A 16,651-nucleotide genomic window follows, 5' to 3' on the forward strand; every position below is an offset into this window, starting at 1 on the left:
TACTAAATATCTTTTTATCAGCATTTTATACGCTTAACCAAAATTACTAATCATAAAAAAGCAACTTATTATAATTTAACAGTCTTCGAGTAAAACAGCATAAAAGGTTAAACTTATTAGTGCATCAATTTTTATAATAATCAAATCGTAGTTTATATAAAAAGCTATTGTAATTTTGTAATCTAAATAAATTAGAATGAACAGTATAGAAAATTTAAAATGGCGTTATGCTGTTAAAAAATTCGACGAAAATAAATCGCTTTCAGAAGTACAAATAAACATTTTAAAAGAAGCTTTTAACTTAACAGCTACTTCATACGGATTGCAACCAATTAAAATGGTTGTAATTAAAAATAAAGAAATTCAAGAGCAACTAGTTGTTCATTCTTGGAACCAACCACAAGTACTACAAGCATCACATGTATTGGTTTTATGTATTCCTAAAGAATATACTACTAAAGATATTGACTCTTATTTTTCATTGGTAAAAAACATCAGAAATACTCCTGATACTATTTTAAATCCGTTTAAAGAAATGCTGAGTGCTTCAATAGCGAGTAAAAAGCAAGAAGAATTAACTATTTGGAACAAAAATCAAGCATATATCGCTTTAGGTAATTTGATGACTGTTGCGGCAAATGAAAAAATAGACTCTTGCCCTATGGAAGGTTTTGTTCCTGAAAAATATGATGAAATTTTAGGATTAGACAAACATAATTTAACATCTGTTTTAGTACTACCTGTTGGTTTTAGAGCTGAAGACGATTATATGAAAGACCTAAAAAAGGTTCGTAAAAATATAGAAAACGTAATTATAGAAATGTAATCTTAAAATAAATGAGCGGAATCGAAATCTTTCAATTCCGCTCACTTTACATTTATTAAACGCATTACATTTAATTTACAATTACAATTTAGTACATTCGTAATTCATAATTAAACTGTATGCAACCACTACACATAATACTCCTTATTCTTGCCTATTTTGGGGTACTAATTCTTATCTCTTATATCACAGGTAAATCGGCAAACAATAACACTTTTTTCAAAGCAAATAACTCTTCTCCTTGGTATTTAGTTGCCTTTGGTATGATTGGCGCTTCTTTATCAGGTGTTACTTTTATTTCTGTGCCTGGTTGGATTGAAGGGCAACAAATGAGTTATATGCAAATGGTATTGGGCTATGTTGTTGGGTATGCAGTTATTGGCTTGATATTACTCCCGTTATATTATCGACTTAATCTTACTTCTATTTATACCTATTTAGAAGATCGTTTTGGTAGATATTCCTATAAAACCGGAGCCTCTTTTTTCTTACTATCAAGAACTGTAGGTGCTGCTTTTAGATTGTTTTTAGTAGCCAATGTATTACAATTAATTTTGTTTGATGCATACGGAATTCCGTTTTGGGTAACCGTTACCATTACTATTTTATTAATTTGGCTGTACACTTTTAAAGGCGGAATAAAAACGATTGTTTGGACGGATACCTTGCAAACTTTATTTATGCTAATCGCCGTAGGAGTTTGCATTGTTACCATTAAAGATGAAATGCAAATAGAAAGCTTAAGCTCTTACATATCCGATAATAAATTATCTAAAATGTTCTTTTTTGATGATTGGAAATCTGGAAATTACTTTTGGAATCGCTTCTTCTCAGGTGCATTTATAGCTATTGTAATGACAGGTTTAGATCAAGATATGATGCAAAAAAACTTAACGTGTCGTAACTTAAAAGATGCACAGAAAAATATGTTTTGGTTTACGCTTGTGCTAGTAATTGTAAACTTTTTCTTTTTAGCATTGGGTGTTTTATTAACTGATTTTGCCACTACAAACGAAATTAAAGCACACAAAGATCAATTATTTCCAACCATTGCCATGAGTGGCGAGTTAGGCTTAGCAACTTCATTATTCTTTTTATTAGGATTAATTGCTGCCGCATACTCAAGTGCAGATAGCGCATTAACCTCTTTAACAACTTCTTTTAGTATTGATATTTTAGAAATTGATAAAAAAGGAGATGAACAAGAAAATATAAAAACACGAAAAAAAATACACATCTTATTTTCGTTCCTATTAATTGCAACTATTTTAGTTTTTAAGTATTTTATTGCTGATGCTAGTGTGATTGCTAAAATATTTCAGTTTGCGGGTTATACTTATGAGCCATTATTAGGTTTATATGCCTTCGGATTATTTACCAAGCTAAACATAAAAGACAAGTTTGTTCCTGCTATTTGTATTGCATCACCAATTCTTACTTATTTGATAAGTGTTTTTAGTAAATCGCAGTTAAATTTCGACTTCGGATTCTTTGTTTTAGTGTTAAACGGATTTATTACTTTCTTCGGATTATTAGCTATAAAAAAATCTAAAAATGCCTAAAAAAGGAAAAGCAAAAAACACTGTAAATAAAGCGAAACATACGCGCTTAATGAAACAGAAAGAAAACAAGGTGAAACTCGAAAAACAACGGAATAAAGAGCGTTTAAAAGCGCTTGTAAAAAAGATGAACGAACAAAAAGAAACGGAATAAATAGATATCTATTTATTCCATTTCTTTTTACATTTTTAAGTTATTTACTTAAACCTTAAACTATAAGAAACACCTATCGAATACATTAAAAAATATTCGCCACAATCATAACTTATTTCCTCTCTTGAAACATTTAAAGAAGTACCCCAATAATTTTTCTTGTTTTTTGAAGAAAAATAGTATCCTCCTCCAATTTTCTGAGATTTTAAATCAAATACTGCTGCATTATTTTCATCTACAGGAAAACGTTCTTGTTCAGGAGAAAATCCGAAACCACCAGATAAACTAAAATAATTATCGGCATCGCTAAAGTATTTTCTGTATGCTAATGTTAACGACTTACTTGCTCCAGGATCACCTGGTGTAACATAGGTTCTTAAAGACCAGTAACTATTACCTGTATACCAACCTACAGATCCTGTATAAATAATAGTAGTTTCAGAGAATTTTAATCCTCTAAACCCTAGAGAAGCTTCAAAACTTTTAGGTAAAGATTTATACAACTCCGCCCCGTATCTTACTTTTGGAAAAAGTCCGCTATTCGAAAAACCAGCACTTACATACGCATACATACCAGGCATAATTCTTGGATACACATCAACTTCATATTGATAACTATTGGTTTCAAACCTTCTTGAGTAATTTAACTTTCCTGTTATACTACCATACTTGGTTTGTCTACCATATCTTATGGTACTGAAATGTGATGTACTTCGTTCGTTTTTATTATATATCAACGTTGAGTAACTAATACCCACAGTGTTTAATCTTAATGAATTAATCAAACTTTCTTTATACGAAATCGCTTTTTCATTATTCTCATCAAGCTTTAAAATACCCTCTACAGTAGTAAGTGCTTACCTTGGCTTTAGCAACCTTTTTTCATACCTGGCTTTTTGATAAAGAATATCGGGGTCGTTAGGAAAGTTTTCCAACGCTTTTTCAATAAGTTCTTTTGCATTGAAAAGTAAATCAGCATAAAATTCATTTTTTATAGCAGCAATCCAATCAGTTTTCCTTTTCGGATTCTTTTTTAAGACGTAGTCAAACTCTGTTCTTGCTAATTTATAACTACCATCCCAAGAATAGGTATGGCTAAAAAGGCACGAATATCTAAATAATTTGGATATGATGTTAGTATAAATCTTAAGGAATCTTGTGCTTGTTTTCGCTTACTATTAAACGCTAATTTTCGGGCTTTTTCAAAAGCAGTATCTGGGTTTCCTACAAACACTTTTTTTGTGAAAAAGTTACTTGAATAGTTATAAAAAAAAGTAAAAAAAGAAGTTGTTTTACCTGTGTCATTTTCATTATTTTAAACTTTTATAATATTTTATAAACTCTTTATTTTTAGGGTGAACTTTTATTTACCACCTAACTATTACACCTAATTCTCCGCATTTTTTGTAATAAACCACTGTTGATTTCTAAAAGGTTTTCTTCTTTGAAAATAACAAGGGACTTTCTTCGGATTATTATCCATAAATATTAAGCGTTTTCAAGATAATGGCATTATCACCAAAGATCAACAATTAATTAATACATGTTTTTGCTAAGATGTGATTCTTAACAAAAAAAATCCCGAATGTTTATTAACACACGGGATTTTTTTATTCTAAATACTATTTAACATTTCTTTTTAGTAAACAATCTACTTGTCTACCTAAAATTGTATCTTTTTTTATTTGTTTTTAGAATGCCATTTCGTCCAATTTTGCAAACTACCAAATAAAACATTTCTTCCTTTATCTCCATTGGTTAGTATAATAACTCCAGATTTTGATGCAAAATCAAGCATAAAACCAGCATGCCAACCTTCATTAGAACCACCATGACCAGTTAATGTAAAATCGCCAAAACGATTCATAATCATATAGCCCATTCCGTAATCTCCACGAGATAATTTTGTTGGTGATGTTAATTGATGAATACTTTTTTCTGATAATACTTTATTATCACTAAAAGATGCTTTTGCAAAAAGAATAAGATCGTTTAAGGTTGTGTGTAAACCTGCAGCTGCTTGTGCATTGAAAAGACGTAACGGAATTTCTTTTGCATTTTCATCATACGCTTTTGCAGATTTTCTTAAAATTCGGTTGCTGATTGTAAAACTTGTATGCTTCATTTTTAAAGGTTTAAAAATAGTTTCTTGCATATATTTTGCAAAAGTTTGTCCGCTTACCTCTTCAATAACCAATTGTAAAACGGTATAACCACCACCAGAATATTTCCACTTACTTTCTGGTTCCATAATTAACTTTACTGCTTCATCTGGACTTGTAGCTCCTGATAAAGATTTTATAGTGGATGTTAATTCGTTTTTATTTTCATATCCGTTGTAACCGTGTACAGATAAACCTGCTGTATGCTGTAATAAATTTCTAATAGTTACTTTATTTGAATTAAACTCACTAGAAGGTAATTTCCAACTTGAGATATAGTTAGAAGCTGGTGCATCTAGGTTAAGTTTTCCCTCTTCTACTAATTTCATAATTCCCCACGCAGTAAACATTTTAGAAATTGAACCAATATTGAAACCTGTTTTTTCGTCAACTTTTTTTTCTGCGGAAACATTAGAAAATCCATACCCTTTTTTAACAATCACTTTTCCGTCTTTAATCACTGCAATTGCAATTCCTGGCACATTATTTTTTTGTAAAGCTTTTGGTGTGCTTTCATCAAAAATCTTATGTAAATTTTGAATTGAAGCCGTTTGAGCATCTACAAAAAAGGTTGTTAATACCATTAAGATAATTGTAATACGTGTTTTCATTTTTATTTGTTTTTAAATTTAATGCAAACCTAGAACTGATTTCTCAGCGTTTATAAATAATTTGATAAACGAAACTAAATCAATGACATACTACTTCTTATAACATCTAAAATTCTTTTATCATTTAACTTGATACGTTTACAATTTGATAAGTGACGTTTATAAAAATAAATAGCTGCGCTTCTAAACTCAAATTATGTTTGCACCATCTAAAAATAATGGTATGAATACACTCATAATTAAAAACGTAAGTAAAACCTATCCAAATGGAGTTAATGCACTTAAAAACATTAACCTAACCATTACAAATGGAATGTTTGGTTTGTTGGGACCTAATGGAGCTGGAAAATCGTCTTTAATGCGAACTTTAGCAACTTTACAAGAAGCTACTCAAGGTAATATTAGTTTTAATAATATAAATAGCAATGACAATCCACAAAACATAAGAAAACAACTTGGATATTTACCTCAAGAGTTTGGTGTTTATCCAAAAATATCTGCACTTCAATTACTAGATCATTTAGCAATTTTAAAAGGTGTTTTAAATACCAAAGAACGCAAAGAACAAATTGAAGCACTTCTTCATCAAACTAACTTATATGCGGTTAGAAAAAAAGCAGTTAGTACTTTTTCTGGAGGTATGCGTCAGCGTTTTGGTATTGCACAAGCATTACTTGGTAATCCTAAATTAATAATTGTTGATGAACCTACTGCTGGATTAGATCCGGAAGAACGAAATCGGTTTCATAATTTATTGAGTGATATTGGTGAACAAGTAATTGTTATCCTCTCCACTCATATTGTAGAAGATGTAAAAAACTTATGTAGCAAAATGGCAATCTTAGGAAAAGGTGAACTACTAGCACAAGGTGAACCTTCTGAACTAATATCAAATCTTGATGGAAAAGTTTGGTCTAAAACTATTTTAAAAGAAGATTTAGATTCTTTTAAGTCTAAATTTAATGTTTTGTCTTCTCGTTTGTCTTCTGGTAAACTAGAAATTAGAGTATTAGCAAACACAAAACCAAACAATGAGTTTGCAGCTACCAAAGCAGATTTAGAAGATGTATATTTTGCAACACTTAATCAAAAAAATATTTAATATTATGATTAAGAAACTATTACAATTCGAATTAAAATTTCATAGTAAGCAAATATCTTTTATCGTTTTATCGATTCTATTTACTGGTTACGGATTTTTAGCAATCAATCAAGGTTTTAAATATTTAGAATTCAGCTCTATGTACAATGATGCTTTTAATCTAAACTTTTTATCAGGTATTATAAGTATTGTATCAACATTTGCTACAGTTTTTCTTTGTATAAACGCAGCACTTCGTGATAAGTTATTCAATTTTGAAGGCCTTATTTTTAGTACAGGTATTAAAAAAATAAATTTCTTTTTAAGTCGATTTTTAGGAGTATTTATAATTATCCTTTTATTAAACACAATTGCTATGTTGGGGGTTTTTATTGGTACCTATATTAATAGTTTAGATCCTGAAACTTTACATCAATTTAATTTTACACATTATTTTTGGCCATGGTTATTACTAATTCTACCAAATGTATTTGTAACTACAGCTATCATTTTTTCTACAACCTTACTATCCAAAAAATCTATAATTACCTATATTACTGCTTTAGTTTTTATTGCTGTTAATTGGATTTGTGGGTTTTATATTAATTCTCCTTTATTTGGAGGCTCATCTTTAGCATCAAAAGAAATATTAGATATTGCATCATTAATAGATCCTATTGGATTGGCTGCCTTTTTTGAGCAAACACAATTCTTAACTCCTCTTGAAAAAAATGATATGGTTTTATCATTATCAAATAATTTTCTTTGGAATAGAATTATTTGGTTAAGTTTTAGCATCATTTTATTAATAATCACTTACAAAAAGTTTTCTTTTAGAACGATTCAGAAAAAGGTAAAAAAACAAGTTACATCCGAAGAAAATAAAAATAATAACTCAACTTATAAGCCAACTGAAATATCAATAAACTCATTTAAATCCATGTTAATTAACCTTAGATCGGCTGTTAGGTTAGATGCGCAAATAATTCTTAGCGGAATCCCTTTTAAATTGATTATGGTGTTATGGTGCGTTATACTTTCATTGGTATTTAACTATAGTATAGCTAGCAAAGAAGTATACGGAAGTCGATACCCAACAACAGATTTATTTATTGGTCAAGCTATTGAAGTGTTGCCAATTCTTGGATTATTTTTAATCGTTTTTTATAGTAGCGAATTGATTTGGAAATCTAGACAACATCGTTTTTCTGGAATTATTGAAGCAACACCAAGCAGCAATAGTATGTTTTATATTTCAAAAATTGTGTCAATAACTATAATCCCTATCGTTTTAATATTGTTGACTATTGGAGTATCAATAATTTTTCAAGTAACAAATAATTACTACGATTTTCAGTTTCATCAATACTTTTCATTAACCTATTATGCTGGTGTACAGATTTTATTATATGCTGTTTTTGCGTTATTTATTCAAACTTTCGTATCCAATAAGTATTTAGGAATGATTATTTCTGCGATTGTTTTATTACTGTTTACAACTTCTAGAAGTATCTTTGGATTAGAACATCCACTATTCTTTTTTAACAAATTACCAAGTATGGCTAGATCATATTCTGATTTTATGGGATATGGACAATACGTTTCAAAATTTAATACATTAGCCTTGTATTGGGTAGCTTTTTCAGGAATACTAATTGTATTAAGTAATAAGTTTTGGAAACGAGGTACATCAGTACGATTTAAGAAAATTTTTAAAACAGTATTTAATAAAAAAGAAAAACTACAATTACTAGGTTTAGTACTTGTTTTCGTAACAATTGGTAGTTATGCATATTACAATTTAAATATTGTGAACGAATATATAACTAGCAATGAAAGGTTTGATTTTAATGAACAATATGAACGAAAATATAAAAAATACGATGATCTTGCTGTTCCTCAATTAGTTTCTTTGAAAACAAGTATTGATATTTTTCCTAATTCAGAAAAATATATTGTAAAGTCAAATACAATTATAGCAAACAAAACCAAAAAGCCTATGAAAAGTATTTTTGTAACAGCACCACAACCTTTAAAATCAATCAATATTGAAGGTAGTAAACAAGTATTTTATGATGCTGATTTAGGTACTTATTTATTTGAGTTAAACATGCCGCTTCTTCCTGAGGAATCTCTTAACATGTCTTATTCCGTAGAAAAAAAAGTTAAAGAGTTTGAAACAAATAAAACTATTAATACCAATGGAACTTATATTAAGAACCATCATTTTAATCCAATTTTAGGCTATGTAAATAATTATGAAATTGAATACAATTATGAGCGTATACAACGTGGATTGCCTAAAAAAGACAGCGTAATTGTAAATGACAGTTATTTACAATTGGATGGTAAATTTAATTTCGAAAATGTAAAATTCGAAACAATTATATCTACCTCTAAAAATCAGACAGCAATTTCATCAGGAAGTTTAATAGAACAGTGGCAAAAAGATGATAGAAATTATTATCATTATAAAGCTTCTGATACCATTAATAGTATGGTTGCTTATTTTTCTGCTCGTTACACTGTAAAAAAAGAAGTCTATAAAGGAATTAAATTAGAACTATTTCATCACCCTAATCATACACAAAATGTAGATGAAATGATTAGAGTTGCAAAAACTACAATTGATTATTGTTCTGATAATTTCGGAAAGTATCCGCATGATTATTTACGTATTGTAGAAACTTCAAACCACGAAAGCTCTAACGGTCAAGCAATGCCAGGAGTTATCACCATCAATGAAAAAATATTTAAACGCAATGTTGAAAATTCAGACTCATTTAATGTTGTTGCAAGGGTATTAGCACATGAAATATCTCATCAATGGTGGGGATTTTTATTAACTCCAAAACGTGTAGAAGGTTATATGGTTTTATCTGAATCACTAGCAAAATATACCGAAAGTGTTGTTATTGAAAAAATGTATGGTAAAGCTATGGCAAACAAATTATCTGCAAATACAATCAATAAATATTTTAGTGGAAGATCTTATGCATCAGAAATAGAACCATCACTATACTTAAGTAATCATCAAGCTTATTTAGGATACAGTAAAGGTGCTATTATAATGTCTGCAATTAAAGAATTAATTGGTGAAAATACTTTAAACGGAGTATTAAAAAAGCTAATTGATGATTATCAAAATAAGCCAATTGCAACCACATTAAACTTAATAGAAGAATTATATAAAGTAACACCTAAAGAGCATCACAAATTACTAGATGATTGGATGAAACATGTTGTAACTTACGACTTGAAAATTAAAAATTCAGTTTATAAGATAATCTCAAAAGGAAAATATGAGCTTACTATTACAATTAGTGCAAAACGTTTTGAAACGAATTTAACGGGTGAAGAAATTGAAATTAATATTGATGAACCAATCTATGTAGGTATCTTTAAAAAACATCCAAATCTTATTAATAAAGATAATGATGTCATCTATTTAAAACCTCATCAAATCAATAAAAAAGAAATGCAAATTAAAATTATTACAGCTATTAAACCTAGCTACATAGCAATTGACCCTTACAATAATAGGCTAGATAAAAATTTAAGTGATAATATTATTTCGACACAACTAATTAAATAAACTTTAATATTTTTGAATATGACATTAAAACGAAGATTTTATATAACATCTTTTATTGCAGCCATTTTTGCAGTATTAAGTTTTGTTTTTAAAGATCTACAGAACGAAACTCCAACAATCATAAATATGCTATTGGGAGGTACAATTCTATATATACTGTTTTTTTACTTATTAGAAACAGGTAAAATAAAAACTAGTTGGACAAAGCCTATTTATAGAAATATCTTATATCTATTCATTATTTCAATTCTAATTTTCGGTATTACGCAGGCAAATAAAATTGATGAAAATGGAGATAGTTTTTGGGTGATAAATTATAATATATGGTTAGTTGATCTGCTAGTTTTCATACTAACTACTTTTACTTTCTATCTTGTTTTCTCATGGTTTTTTGAGCGATGGAAAACCATAAAAACCTTAAAAAATGAAAAAGTTAAAGCTGAATTATCTTTGTTAAAAGAACAGATAAATCCACACTTTTTTTTAACACGTTAAATAACTTATATGCATTAATTAAAAAAGATGCCGATGCTGCGCAAGATTATGTACTAAAGCTATCCGATTTAATGCGATTTACTATTTACGACAGCGGAAAAGAAAGTGTTTTACTAAAAGATGAAATATCATATTTAATAAATTTTATCGATTTACAAACTGCTAGATATCATAAAGATATTGATGTTAATTTTGAAAAAGAAATTGAAAATGCAAACACAGAAATAGCGCCTTTATTATTTATAATTTTATTAGAAAATGCCTTTAAACACGGAGTTGAAAAAGCTACTGATAATGCATTTGTACATTTAAAACTTATTGAAGATAACAACAAAATACAGTTTACCGTAAAAAATAATTATGAAGCTGAAGAAACCGGAAAGCGTATTGGTATAGGACTTAAAAACCTAAAGGAACGTTTAAATTTATTATACCCAAATAGTCATCAATTAATTAATAATATTAATCAAAACATCTATTCAACAACTTTAGAAATATATAAAAAATGATAAAATATATAATTGTAGACGACGAAACTGCTTCTCATGATAATATTAAGGATTATGCGAGTAATTTATCTTATTTATCATTTCAAAAAAGCTGTTATAATGCTTTTGAAGCCCTTGAATACTTAAATAAAAATTCAATTGATCTTATTTTTTTAGATATCAATATGCCTAAACTCTCTGGATTAGAATTTATAAAAACACTTTCTAATCCGCCAAAAATTATTATTACCACCGCTTATAAAGAATTTGCGCTAGAAGGTTATGAATTAAACATTGATGATTATTTATTAAAACCATTTAATTTTAGTCGTTTCTTAAAATCGGTTACTAAAGTTTCTAATGCATTGGCAATAAAAGCTACCCCAATTAAAAATACTGAAACTACAGAAGACAGTAAAATATTTATTAAGGAAGATAAAAAATACTATCAGATTAAGTTAAAAGATATTCTTTTTATGGAAGCTTATGGAAATTATGTAAAAATACATATGATTGATAAAACGATTATTTCTCATCAAACCTTAACGTCTTTTACACATAATTTACCAGAAAACAAATTCTTAAGAGTGCATAAGTCTTTTATTATTTCAATAGATAAGATTGAATTGATTGAAGGAAATAGAATTAAAATTCAAACGCATCAAATACCAATTGGTAAAATGTATAAACTCAATGTCAATAAATTAATAAAGTAATTTAACAAAAAAATCCCGAGTATTAAATACTCGGGATTTTTGTATATCAATCTTAAAATTATTTATCAATAGCTCCTAAAACACGTTTCATAAAATTATTTAACGCTTCCTTTTTAGGAGTACCATCTTTAACCATTTTATCAACCTCAAGAGCACCATACATGTTTGAAATCAACTCACCAATAACATCTAACTCTTCATCTTTTAAAGACGAAACTTCCGTTAAAGCTTCTAATGTTTCAATTGTTTCAAGTATATAGTCTTGATCATTTTCCTCAATAAATGAAGTCAAATGTTTTATAACAGGTAATTTCATAACTACTTTCTATTTTTTAGGTCTAGTTAAGTCGAGACCTTATTAATACAATTTCTCTACTTTACTAAGTTCTATAGAAATTATACTACTTCGTTTACTAAATCTTTTAACACATCAAACTTATTGGTTTGTGTTTGATTTACAAATACACCGTTTACAAAAGTTGCAAAGGTTGGCAAATTACTAACGTCTGCTAATTTTCTGCTTTCAGGAAATTTTTCTGCATCTGCAATTACGAAAATAACTGATTCGTTTTCAGAAGCTAACTTCTTGAACTTGGGTTTCATTATACGACAATTACCACACCAAGTTGCAGAATACTGTACTACAACAGTTTTATTTTCTGCAATTAATTCTTGTAAATTATCTTGACTTAATTCTTGTACCATAATTTTATTTTATGAGAAAGGAGTCCGTGTATTTCATCCCCCAATTAGTACACGAACTAGATTCCTTTCATAGTATTATATTAGTGTGATGCTAAATATTCAGCAGTTCCTTTTGCATTTGGTTTCATGGCATCTTTACCTTCTTCCCAGTTTGCAGGACAAACCTCTCCGTTTGTTTGTACATGAGCATAAGCGTCAATTAAACGTAAAAATTCATTTACATTTCTACCAACTGGCATGTGGTTAATTCCTTCATGAAAAACAGTTCCTTCTTCGTCAATTAAATACGTAGCCCTGTAAGTTACATTATCTCCAACAACTTGTACTGTTTGTGTAGCTTCGTCAAAAACCTCATCAGTAATATCTAAAATACCTAAGATTGATGATAAATTACGGTTGCTATCAGCTAATAAAGAGTAAGTAACACCTTCAATTCCTCCGTTATCTTTTGGTTGATTTAACCATGCGAAATGCACTTCAGGAGTATCACAAGAAGCTCCGATTACAATTGTATTTCTTTTTTCAAATTCACCTAAAGCTGCCTGAAAAGCGTGTAATTCTGTAGGACATACAAATGTAAAATCTTTTGGATACCAGAATAACAATACTTTTTTCTTGTTATTTACTGCTTCTTCCAACACATTTACTTTGAACGTATCTCCCATCTCGTTCATTGCGTCTACATTTAAATCTGGAAATTTTTTACCTACTGCTGTTGCCATTTTTTTATTTTTTATTGATTTTTACTCATTTTTGATACCACAAATATACCAAGCTAAACAAGTAGAAAAGAAAAAAAATGATGTTAATTTTTGATTTCAATATCAATTTTACTTATAGTTTTATTTGAGTGAAATCGATTTAAACTATTTACTTGCAAATAACTTGATATCGTTTTCAGAAACTTCTTTTTCTCCAAGAATAATTAAACGTTCAACGACATTTCGCAATTCACGAATATTACCTGTCCAATCATAGGCTTGTAGTAATTTTATAGCACTACTCGAAAACCCTTTCTTTGGCATTCCTTGCTCTGTTGATATTTTCTCAGAAAAGAAATCTACCAATAAAGGGATATCGTTTCTTCGGTCATTTAAAGCAGGTACTTTAATTAGAATTACTGCTAAACGATGGTATAAATCTTCTCGAAACCTTCCTTCTGCAATTTCTTTTTTTAAATCTTTATTTGTCGCTGCTACGATACGTACATTTACTTTTATGTCTTTATCAGAACCTACACGTTGAATTTTATTTTCTTGTAAAGCACGCAATACTTTCGCTTGCGCAGACAAACTCATATCGCCAATTTCATCTAAAAAAATAGTTCCGCCATTAGCAGCTTCAAACTTTCCTGCACGGTCTTTATTAGCACCTGTAAAAGATCCTTTTACGTGACCAAACAACTCACTTTCTATCAATTCAGACGGAATCGCAGCACAATTCACTTCAATCATTGAACCTTTTGCTCTGTCTGATTTTTCATGCAACCAATGTGCTACTAATTCTTTTCCTGTTCCGTTTGGCCCAGTAATTAAAACTCTAGCGTCGGTAGCAGCTACTTTTTCAATGATTTCTTTAATGTGCGTAATTGCATCACTTTCACCAATCATTTGGTAACTTTTACTTACCTTTTTCTTTAATCGCTTATTTTCTACAACCAATTCTTTTTTATCCAATGCATTGCGCACTGTATTTAATAATCGATTTAAGTCTGGTGGTTTAGAAATATAATCGAACGCACCTAAACGCATGGTATTTACCGCAGTATCTAAATCTCCGTGACCAGAAATCATTACCATCGGAATTTCAGGCTTTATTTTTTTTGCTTTTTCCAATACTTCAACACCGTCCATTTTTGGCATTTTAATATCGCATAAAACCAAATCGTAATCTCTATTTTTAATCATTTCGATACCTACCAATCCATCTTCAGCTTCTTCAACCTCGTAAGCATCATTTTCTTCTGATATTATTTTTTTTAACACTCTACGGATTGCCGCTTCGTCTTCTATGATTAATATTTTTGACATTCTTCTTTAATTTATTTTTTTATAGATTACAATAACCGCGCCAACCGAAATTACGCTTTAATAATATGAATATCTCTTTGAGGAAATGGAATTGAAATGTTGTTTTCTCTAAACAACTCGTCTATTTTAAAACGGATTTCACTCTGTGGTATCTGTGCCTGAAAACTATCATTTAATGTAAAAATTAACTTAAACTCTAAAGCACTATCTCCAAAATTCTCAAAAACAACTAAAGGAGCTGGATGTTGAAAAACTTTTGGATGTTCTTTTGCTGCTTTTAACAACAACTCTTTAACCAACTGGATGTCACTACCGTACGCCACTCCTATTTTTACGTTCTCACGGGTTGTAGTTCCGTTTTGTGTCCAGTTATACAAACTGTTAGTTAAATATTTATGATTAGGAATTACCAACACTTTGTTATCGATTGTTACTGCCCGGGTTGTACGTAATTTTATTTCTTCTACTCTACCTACTTTACCATCTAATTCAATAATATCACCAACATGAACACTTTTATCTAGGATAATAAAAACACCAGAAATAATATCTTGAAAAAAAGTTTGTAATGCTAAACCAATACCAATTAATAATGCTGAAGACGCTACTAATATTGCACTTAAGTTAACTCCTGCAGAAGATAAACTTATTGAAAAAACGATCAAATAAAGCAACCAACTCGCAAAAGAAAAAATGGTATTGAATTTGTTTTTGTCTTCTTCTTCTAACCTGTTCTTTACAAATTTTTTAAAATACTTAAGTATGAATTTTACTATTAGAAAAGCTATAATTAACAATAAAATTGTTTTTATTGTTATATCTATTTCCTTCCCTCCTAAAGGGACTTTAATATTTAAAAAACTTGTAATCTCTTTTAATATATCTTTCATTATAAAAAATTATTTATCCATTATAACGCATCCACTTCCATAAGTCTTTGTAGGTTGGTTTTTTACCATACATTAATATCCCTACACGATAAATTTTTGCTGCAACCCATACAATTACCATAAAAGTAAGAATTAATAGTAACATTGAAATTGCAATTTCCCACCAAGCTACGCCAAACGGAATACGCATTAACATTACAATTGGTGACGTAAAAGGAATGTATGAAAAAATTACTGAAACTGGTCCGTGAGGATCGTTCATTACTGTTGCAAAACCAACATATACTCCTAAAATTAAAGGCAACATTATTGGCATCATAAATTGTTGCGTATCCGTTTCGTTATCTACCGCTGCACCTACTGCTGCAAATAATGAACTATATAACATATACCCCCCTAAGAAATAGAAAATAAACAAAAAGAACATTTTTACCAAAGGCAATCTAAATATTTCTTGAATAATCATTTCTCCTTTTCCTTCGGATGCTTGCTTCATTGCGTCTAATTGTTCTGCTGGTACTTTGGCTGTTTGCATCTCCATCATATCAATTCCGAAAACCGAAGAAATAATTAAACTAAGTACGAAGAACAAAATCCCCCAGATAAAAAACTGTAATAAACCTGCGGATGCATTTCCTATAATTTTCCCTAACATTAATTGAAAAGGTTTTACAGACGAAACTATAACTTCAATAATTCTACTTGTTTTCTCTTCAATAACACTTCGCATTACAGAAGTACCGTAAATCATAACAAACATCATTAATAAATAACCAGCCAAACCACCCATGGCAATTTTTAATCCATTAATTAATTTAGATGATTTTTCTCCAGAGAAATTAAACATTTTAATATCCGAAGCTATTTTAGATGCTTTTATTTGCGCTAAATCAATTCCGAATTTTGTTAATTTTTCATTACGTAACTTTTTATCAACTTTGCTTTCTAAATTTCCCATAACAGACATACTTGGCGAATCTTTTGAGAAAAACTCAATTGAATTTGCCAACACCTCTAAACTATCTTTTTTAGGAATGTATAGCGCTCCATAATAATCGCCTTCTTCTACTTTCTTTTTAGAATCTTCGATTCCGAGCGCCGTAAAATCTTCGTATTTAATCGTTTTTGAATCTTTAAAAACGTCTTTAGAGAACAATCCAGATTCATCAACGTATACTATTTTCTTTACCTTTTCATCGTTCTTTTTCATCAAGAAAAAAACCAATGCCCCCATACCAATCATTAATAATGGACTTAAAAAAGTCATCATTATAAACGATTTATTTCTAACCTTAGCTATAAATTCGCGTGCTATAATTAATCGTAATTTACTCATCCT

At 29.3% G+C, this 16,651-nt stretch carries 17 protein-coding genes; 8 read left to right on the forward strand and 9 right to left on the reverse strand.

Annotated elements, in window-relative coordinates:
* Nucleotides 1–196 precede the first annotated feature (196 nt).
* The 3 genes from PG912_RS10425 to PG912_RS10435 all read left to right on the forward strand — a co-directional run bounded on the left by PG912_RS10425 (nt 197) and on the right by PG912_RS10435 (nt 2,539).
* The gene (locus PG912_RS10425) at nt 197–826 is read left to right on the forward strand and encodes an NAD(P)H-dependent oxidoreductase (RefSeq protein WP_275687485.1); all 630 of its coding nucleotides are present in this window, start codon (nt 197–199) and stop codon (nt 824–826) included.
* 119 nt (nt 827–945) lie between these two features.
* Nucleotides 946–2,388: a sodium:solute symporter gene (locus tag PG912_RS10430; protein ID WP_275687486.1), complete on the forward strand. Its 1,443-nt coding sequence runs from the start codon at nt 946–948 to the stop codon at nt 2,386–2,388.
* The gene (locus PG912_RS10435; protein WP_260586785.1) at nt 2,381–2,539 is read left to right on the forward strand and encodes a hypothetical protein; all 159 of its coding nucleotides are present in this window, start codon (nt 2,381–2,383) and stop codon (nt 2,537–2,539) included. Before PG912_RS10430 ends, PG912_RS10435 begins: the two co-directional genes overlap by 8 nt.
* A 44-nt stretch (nt 2,540–2,583) precedes the next feature.
* Here the strand turns inward: PG912_RS10435 and PG912_RS10440 are convergent, their stop codons facing one another.
* The 3 genes from PG912_RS10440 to PG912_RS10450 form a co-directional block, all read right to left on the reverse strand.
* Complete coding sequence (locus PG912_RS10440; RefSeq protein ID WP_408648389.1) at nt 2,584–3,276, reverse strand: YaiO family outer membrane beta-barrel protein; 693 nt, start codon at nt 3,274–3,276, stop codon at nt 2,584–2,586.
* Between the two features lie 323 nt (nt 3,277–3,599).
* Nucleotides 3,600–3,773, reverse strand: a complete 174-nt coding sequence (locus PG912_RS10445; protein ID WP_275687487.1) for a hypothetical protein — start codon at nt 3,771–3,773, stop codon at nt 3,600–3,602.
* A gap of 447 nt (nt 3,774–4,220) precedes the next feature.
* Nucleotides 4,221–5,312 carry a serine hydrolase domain-containing protein gene (locus PG912_RS10450; RefSeq protein WP_275687488.1) on the reverse strand — a complete coding sequence of 364 codons (1,092 nt, stop codon included), beginning with the start codon at nt 5,310–5,312 and terminating at the stop codon, nt 4,221–4,223.
* A gap of 223 nt (nt 5,313–5,535) precedes the next feature.
* Between PG912_RS10450 and PG912_RS10455 the strand changes: the two genes are divergently transcribed.
* From PG912_RS10455 to PG912_RS10475, 5 genes are read left to right on the forward strand one after another with little or no spacing between them, the layout of a single operon-like run.
* Nucleotides 5,536–6,414: an ABC transporter ATP-binding protein gene (locus PG912_RS10455; protein ID WP_275687489.1), complete on the forward strand. Its 879-nt coding sequence runs from the start codon at nt 5,536–5,538 to the stop codon at nt 6,412–6,414.
* 4 nt (nt 6,415–6,418) lie between these two features.
* Complete coding sequence (locus tag PG912_RS10460) at nt 6,419–9,988, forward strand: ABC transporter permease/M1 family aminopeptidase (RefSeq protein WP_275687490.1); 3,570 nt, start codon at nt 6,419–6,421, stop codon at nt 9,986–9,988.
* An 18-nt stretch (nt 9,989–10,006) separates the two neighbouring features.
* On the forward strand, nt 10,007–10,483 hold the full coding sequence (locus PG912_RS10465; RefSeq protein ID WP_275687491.1) for a LytS family sensor histidine kinase: 477 nt from the start codon (nt 10,007–10,009) through the stop codon (nt 10,481–10,483).
* 17 nt (nt 10,484–10,500) lie between these two features.
* On the forward strand, nt 10,501–10,992 hold the full coding sequence (locus PG912_RS10470) for a sensor histidine kinase (RefSeq protein WP_275689044.1): 492 nt from the start codon (nt 10,501–10,503) through the stop codon (nt 10,990–10,992).
* Nucleotides 10,989–11,687, forward strand: a complete 699-nt coding sequence (locus PG912_RS10475; protein WP_275687492.1) for a LytR/AlgR family response regulator transcription factor — start codon at nt 10,989–10,991, stop codon at nt 11,685–11,687. The genes PG912_RS10470 and PG912_RS10475 overlap by 4 nt, the downstream gene beginning before the upstream one ends.
* Nucleotides 11,688–11,745: 58 nt before the next feature.
* Here PG912_RS10475 and PG912_RS10480 read toward each other — a convergent pair whose 3' ends face one another.
* The 6 genes from PG912_RS10480 to PG912_RS10505 all read right to left on the reverse strand — a co-directional run bounded on the left by PG912_RS10480 (nt 11,746) and on the right by PG912_RS10505 (nt 16,648).
* On the reverse strand, nt 11,746–12,003 hold the full coding sequence (locus PG912_RS10480; RefSeq protein ID WP_260586795.1) for a DUF6952 family protein: 258 nt from the start codon (nt 12,001–12,003) through the stop codon (nt 11,746–11,748).
* A gap of 80 nt (nt 12,004–12,083) precedes the next feature.
* The gene (locus tag PG912_RS10485) at nt 12,084–12,392 is read right to left on the reverse strand and encodes a thioredoxin family protein (RefSeq protein WP_275687493.1); all 309 of its coding nucleotides are present in this window, start codon (nt 12,390–12,392) and stop codon (nt 12,084–12,086) included.
* Between the two features lie 80 nt (nt 12,393–12,472).
* On the reverse strand, nt 12,473–13,114 hold the full coding sequence (locus PG912_RS10490) for a peroxiredoxin (protein ID WP_275687494.1): 642 nt from the start codon (nt 13,112–13,114) through the stop codon (nt 12,473–12,475).
* A 144-nt stretch (nt 13,115–13,258) separates the two neighbouring features.
* Nucleotides 13,259–14,422 carry a sigma-54-dependent transcriptional regulator gene (locus PG912_RS10495; RefSeq protein ID WP_275687495.1) on the reverse strand — a complete coding sequence of 388 codons (1,164 nt, stop codon included), beginning with the start codon at nt 14,420–14,422 and terminating at the stop codon, nt 13,259–13,261.
* Nucleotides 14,423–14,472: 50 nt separating this feature from the next.
* Nucleotides 14,473–15,312, reverse strand: coding sequence for a mechanosensitive ion channel family protein (locus PG912_RS10500; RefSeq protein ID WP_260586799.1), 840 nt, complete (start codon nt 15,310–15,312; stop codon nt 14,473–14,475).
* A 13-nt stretch (nt 15,313–15,325) separates the two neighbouring features.
* Entirely contained in the window at nt 15,326–16,648 is a 1,323-nt protein-coding gene (locus PG912_RS10505) for an ABC transporter permease (RefSeq protein ID WP_275687496.1), read from the reverse strand.
* Nucleotides 16,649–16,651: the final 3 nt, after the last annotated feature.

The sequence above is a fragment of the Tenacibaculum retecalamus genome, assembly GCF_027941755.1.
Taxonomy (GTDB): Bacteria; Bacteroidota; Bacteroidia; order Flavobacteriales; family Flavobacteriaceae; genus Polaribacter; species Polaribacter haliotis_B.